The following is a 4905-nucleotide window of genomic DNA, read 5'->3' as shown; positions in this document are numbered from 1 at the left end:
GCTCCATGTTATGCTATTTGCTTGGTTTATAGTTTTTCATAATATCTTCCAGTTTATTAAATCTGTCGTCCCACATCTTGCGGAACGGCTCAATAAAATCGGCAATTTCTTTCATTTTTTTTGCGTTAGTGTGGTAATGAATTTCTCTACCGTTTTGTTTTTGCTCTAACAATTCGCACTCTGTAAGGATCTGCAGGTGTTTTGAAACAGTTGGCCTTGCAGTGTCGAAATTGGTAGCTATTGCACCAGCTGTCATCGATTGTGAAGCAACTAAAAGCAATATTGCCCTTCTCGTAGGGTCGGCAATGGCCTGAAATACATCTCTTCTTAAATTCATTATGTAGCTATTTGACTACAAATATAAGCGTAGTCATTTAACTACGCAAATTTTTATGAATTTTTTTTAATACGGCTTTCTTCAACAGATCGTCATAAGTTTGGTTTCATCCGTTATATGTATTAAAGCATCAGGGTCCCGTTTATAAAATTGAATATATTTGATCAGTGTATGCAAAAAGAGGAGAAATCTCCTTTAACAAACCTGAAAAAACCATGAAAACGTATAAAATATACCAGATAGATGCTTTTACAAAAGAGAGATTTAGTGGAAATCCGGCGGGCGTAGTTGTGAATGCCGATGGGCTGACTGATGCTCAAATGCAACAGATTGCCAAAGAATTAAATAATTCTGAAACGGCCTTTCTTTTTTCTCCCGACGACAATGATTCTGATGGCTTAATCAGGTATTTCACACCAACATCAGAAGTTCCCATTTGTGGCCACGCTACAATTGCCGCGATGTACGCAAAAGCCATTGAATACAGTTTAGACTCTTGTATTTTGAGATATAAAACCAAGATTGGTACACTGCCTTTTGAGATCATTAAGAAAAACGGGGACTATCAGATAATAATGACCCAGGGCAAATTTGAACTCAGCCCGATATTCGATACCGCTACTACTCAACAAATATTATCAGCATTAAAGCTCGACAATGCTGATACTGATGAAAGATGCCCGGTCCAGATTGCTTCTACAGGACATTCGAAAGTGATGATTGGAATAAAAAGCAGAGAAAAGCTGAACAATCTTACCCCTGATTACAATAGCTTGATTGATCTAAGTAAACAGATTAATTGCAATGGCTATTTTGTATTCACATTTGACTCAGACGATGATGATGTATTAACATATGGAAGAATGTTTGCCCCTGCAATCGGAATAAATGAAGATCCGGTTACAGGCAATGCAAATGGACCATTAGGCGGATACCTCATACAAAATAAAATTGTTGATTTTAAGGATAGTCTCTTCGAATTCAATGGCAAACAAGGAGAAAAGATAAACAGGCTCGGAATGATAAGCGTTAGCGTCGGAATTGAAAATGGTCTACCGTCGCTAATTAAGATAAAAGGTGATGCTACAGTAGTATTTAAAACTGAAATTAAAATATAACAATTAAAGGCTTTACTACATTCAGTATAACTTCACATACCACCTAAACGCAAAAAAACCCACAACTTWCGTTGTGGGTTTTGGCTCCCTCTGCTGGGCTCGAACCAGCGACCCTCTGATTAATCCCGATGCATCGGGACTCTAACCAGCTGAGCTAATTCATTTAAATCATTAATTTCCAAAACAATTTTTTCAATTAGTAATCGGCTCTTTGCCTTTTTAACCGTTTTCTCAATCCTCATAGCGAAACCACGATTCTCGCCTAAAGCAATAGATTTCTTCAAAATCCATGGGCGGTGTTTTGAGGTATAGGTCGTTCTTTCGCTATTGTTATGCTCATATAGTCGTTTTTCGGCATCTTCTGTATAGCCAACATAGTACTTATCAGAAGAACTGGAATATAAAATATATAAGTAAAACATAAAAATATTAAAAACAAGAAAGCCCTACCAGACGTGGTAAGGCTTATTCTTTGAAATTGCTCCCTCTGCTGGGCTCGAACCAGCGACCCTCTGATTAACAGTCAGATGCTCTAACCAGCTGAGCTAAGAAGGAATATTTATTTATTCTGGTTGTGTTTCATTAATACCGATCAAAATCCTCTGATCTTTTCTTGCCCTCTGATTAATCCCGATGCATCGGGACTCTAACCAGCTGAGCTAAGAAGGAGTCCTGGTCGTTTCCTAAAACGAGGTTCTTTGCACTTTATAGCACACATACCCTTGTTCGTTTTGGGAATGCAATATTAGGGCTTTTAAATTATTTATGCAATATTTGCAGTGAAAAATTTTAAAAAAAAATTAACACATAGATATGAGCCTGATAATCATAGGTACTGTAGCTTTTGATGCTATTGAAACTCCTTTCGGAAAAACAGATAAAATTGTAGGTGGAGCAGCAACTTACGCAAGTTTAGCGGCTTCCTACTTTTATAATAAAGCAAAAATTGTAGCAGTAGTAGGTGATGATTTTCATCAATCAGATATTGATACCTTCACCACACACGGTATTGACACCGAAGGACTACAGATTAAAGCAGGTGAAAAATCATTTTTCTGGTCAGGGAAATACCATAACGACATGAATAGCCGTGATACTTTAATTACGGAATTGAATGTACTGGAAAATTTCGATCCGATTATCCCAGAGAGCTATCAAGACTGCGAATACCTGATGTTAGGCAACCTAACCCCACAGGTGCAGCAAACGGTAATCAAACGCCTTAAAAACCGCCCGAAATTAATCGTAATGGACACCATGAACTTCTGGATGGATATTATGATGGATGATTTATTGGAAACCATTAAAATGGTAGATGTATTAACCATTAATGATGCCGAAGCGCGTCAGTTATCGGGCGAATACTCATTGGTTAAAGCTGCTAAAAAAATCCTTGCCATGGGACCAAAATATTTGATCATTAAAAAAGGTGAACATGGTGCATTGTTATTCCACGAAGATCAGATTTTCTCAGCTCCGGCTTTGCCTTTGGCAGAAGTATTTGATCCAACAGGTGCCGGCGATACTTTCGCAGGAGGCTTTATCGGCTATTTGGCTAAAGTGGGTACAATTAACTTCAACAACATGAAAAATGCGATCATTTATGGCTCTGCTTTGGCTTCTTTCTGCGTAGAGAAATTTGGAACGGAAAGGTTATTAAATTTAACCGATGAAGAAGTTGCAGCAAGAATTCAGGAATTTGTAAGCTTAAGTGCTTTTACAATAGAAGTTTAATCAGTTAACAGTTTTCAATAGGCAGTTCTCAGTTYCGTACTGCAGATAAATTGAGCCGTAGATTTAAAGATTAATTTCTTTTAAATCTGCGGCTTTTTTATTGAATAAAATCTTTATACCCACCATCTGTGCATGCCAAAATCAATTTGGTGTAGCCAATACGGCTATCGGTACAAATTTTTCAAAAACAGCTTCAGTATGGGGTGCATCAGGCAGCTCGTCGGTTAAATCTTGTCCGGCCCAGTGCTCATAATGTTTACCGTTCTGCCACAGCCTGCTATCGGTCATATCGTAGATCAAACCTTTATAAGCCACCCATATTTGAGGTTTGTCCTGTCCGTTGCGTAAAGCGAGTTGCTGTTTGGTATAGCTGGGTAAATCCATTTAAATTAATTTCGGGTTGAAGATAAACAAAAGGTATTTAAACATATAAGAAATATAAGAACCATATAAGCTTATATATTCTTCTATGTCTTATATGGTTAAAAAGTAGCGATTGTCAGCCTGAGCTTAATTGAAGACTATATGCTGGGATTTCAATTTATTATTCTCATTTGAAGCACAAGGCTTTTACAAAACACCAAGTTCTCTCCCGTTTTACACTTTTACACTTCGCTGCCTCGTACCTCGTTGCTGCAGGGTATCGCTTCAACCGGGGCTAGTTGGCCACGACAGCATTTCATTTTTGGGGTTGCAGGGTTCATAAATCCCTGTTCTTAAACCCGACAATAGCGGCAGCTCCCGATTTTTTCATCGGGACTATAGCGAATGGCGGGGCTGCAAACCGCCAAAAACTGCTGCACGCTCATTTTCTAATAAAAAGACCATCCTTCGACTACGCTCAGGATGACATATTATAAAATAAGTTCTTTTAATTTTCCAATCTTAACTCTTCTTTCTTCGTGGTACTACTTTTAAAAATTTCGTACAGGTAGATATTCATCAACAACAGCCCCATTAAATAAAAATGATCTTCGAAAGGGATAGTACCTACTCTAAAACCAAGGTTTTGCTTATCGTTATACATCACCACAGGGATAGAAGTTAAAAATCCATTAACGATATAAAATGGGATAAGCGAAACCAGATAAGCCCGATAGAACTTATACATAAACCTAAAATGGGCATTTACATATTCTACATAGGCCAGCACCATAAATAAAAAGCCAAAATTGATCAGCGTGTACCATCTGTTGTAACCAAAAAACAAAATGGCCACACAAAGCCCGAGGAACAAATTACTTACTGCGAGGCTATACTTTTGCAAGTCGTTTTTTGGAAAATAGGCATTCAAACATTCGTAAATAAACACGCAGGCATAAGGAACTGTTAAAAAGAATAGAATCTCTTCTAAAGGTAGTCCCAAAAGATTTACCCCAATAAGGTAATCGGGATTAAAAGACCACACATTGAGCTTGGTAAACAGGATATCCCAAATTAAAAACACCAAGCCGGTGATCAATATTGAAGGGAATACAAACTTCCACTTGCTAAAAAAATGAACCTTTTTATCGAATGATAAAACCAGGGGAAAGAAGATTACAGCAAGATTGATAAGTAAATAGGTATAATTCATTCTAAAGGTGTTTTGTCAAAATTTTAACTTCAGCTGGCGTACATTTTTTACTGTCGATCATAAATTTAGCTACGTTTTTAACCAGTTCGCGATCGGCTAGGCCAAAATTTTCATTTTGATAATGTTTAAGGATCTCTTTT

6 protein-coding genes and 1 tRNA gene are annotated in these 4905 nt (G+C 37.5%); 2 read left to right on the top strand and 5 right to left on the bottom strand.

Annotated features, from left to right (window positions below):
* Positions 1 to 13: 13 nt before the first annotated feature.
* Positions 14 to 337, bottom strand: a complete 324-nt coding sequence (locus AC1DPQ_RS17585) for an ArsR/SmtB family transcription factor (protein WP_057931288.1) — start codon at positions 335 to 337, stop codon at positions 14 to 16.
* 215 nt (positions 338 to 552) lie between these two features.
* Between AC1DPQ_RS17585 and AC1DPQ_RS17580 the strand changes: the two genes are divergently transcribed.
* Positions 553 to 1455, top strand: coding sequence for a PhzF family isomerase (locus AC1DPQ_RS17580; protein ID WP_477579876.1), 903 nt, complete (start codon positions 553 to 555; stop codon positions 1453 to 1455).
* Positions 1456 to 1574: 119 nt separating this feature from the next.
* On the opposite strand, the gene AC1DPQ_RS17575 is transcribed toward AC1DPQ_RS17580, so the two are convergent.
* Together AC1DPQ_RS17575 and AC1DPQ_RS17570 are read right to left on the bottom strand one after the other, a co-directional pair.
* Positions 1575 to 1877: a GIY-YIG nuclease family protein gene (locus tag AC1DPQ_RS17575; RefSeq protein ID WP_477579875.1), complete on the bottom strand. Its 303-nt coding sequence runs from the start codon at positions 1875 to 1877 to the stop codon at positions 1575 to 1577.
* Positions 1878 to 1936: 59 nt separating this feature from the next.
* A tRNA-Asn gene (locus tag AC1DPQ_RS17570) sits at positions 1937 to 2010 on the bottom strand.
* Positions 2011 to 2268: 258 nt separating this feature from the next.
* Here AC1DPQ_RS17570 and AC1DPQ_RS17565 point away from each other — a divergent pair.
* Positions 2269 to 3189: a PfkB family carbohydrate kinase gene (locus tag AC1DPQ_RS17565; RefSeq protein WP_029280619.1), complete on the top strand. Its 921-nt coding sequence runs from the start codon at positions 2269 to 2271 to the stop codon at positions 3187 to 3189.
* 141 nt (positions 3190 to 3330) lie between these two features.
* Here AC1DPQ_RS17565 and AC1DPQ_RS17560 read toward each other — a convergent pair whose 3' ends face one another.
* Entirely contained in the window at positions 3331 to 3573 is a 243-nt protein-coding gene (locus AC1DPQ_RS17560; protein ID WP_477579873.1) for a cytochrome b5 domain-containing protein, read from the bottom strand.
* A gap of 487 nt (positions 3574 to 4060) precedes the next feature.
* A complete protein-coding gene (locus AC1DPQ_RS17555; RefSeq protein WP_477579871.1) occupies positions 4061 to 4765 on the bottom strand; it encodes a lycopene cyclase domain-containing protein in 705 nt (234 codons plus the stop codon).
* Between the last annotated feature and the right edge of the window lie 140 nt (positions 4766 to 4905).

Source organism: Pedobacter sp. 01T416_2 (assembly GCF_056398925.1).
Note: the sequence above shows the minus strand (reverse complement) of the source record. Positions and strands in the feature narration are given on the sequence as shown.

Excerpts from the sequence above, each read along its gene's own strand:
- AC1DPQ_RS17585 (WP_057931288.1), bottom strand. The coding sequence starts at position 337 with ATGAATTTAAGAAGAGATGTATTTCAGGCCATTGCCGACCCTACGAGA.
- AC1DPQ_RS17575 (WP_477579875.1), bottom strand. The coding sequence starts at position 1,877 with ATGTTTTACTTATATATTTTATATTCCAGTTCTTCTGATAAGTACTAT.
- AC1DPQ_RS17555 (WP_477579871.1), bottom strand. The coding sequence starts at position 4,765 with ATGAATTATACCTATTTACTTATCAATCTTGCTGTAATCTTCTTTCCC.
- AC1DPQ_RS17560 (WP_477579873.1), bottom strand. The coding sequence starts at position 3,573 with ATGGATTTACCCAGCTATACCAAACAGCAACTCGCTTTACGCAACGGA.
- AC1DPQ_RS17565 (WP_029280619.1), top strand. The coding sequence starts at position 2,269 with ATGAGCCTGATAATCATAGGTACTGTAGCTTTTGATGCTATTGAAACT.
- AC1DPQ_RS17580 (WP_477579876.1), top strand. The coding sequence starts at position 553 with ATGAAAACGTATAAAATATACCAGATAGATGCTTTTACAAAAGAGAGA.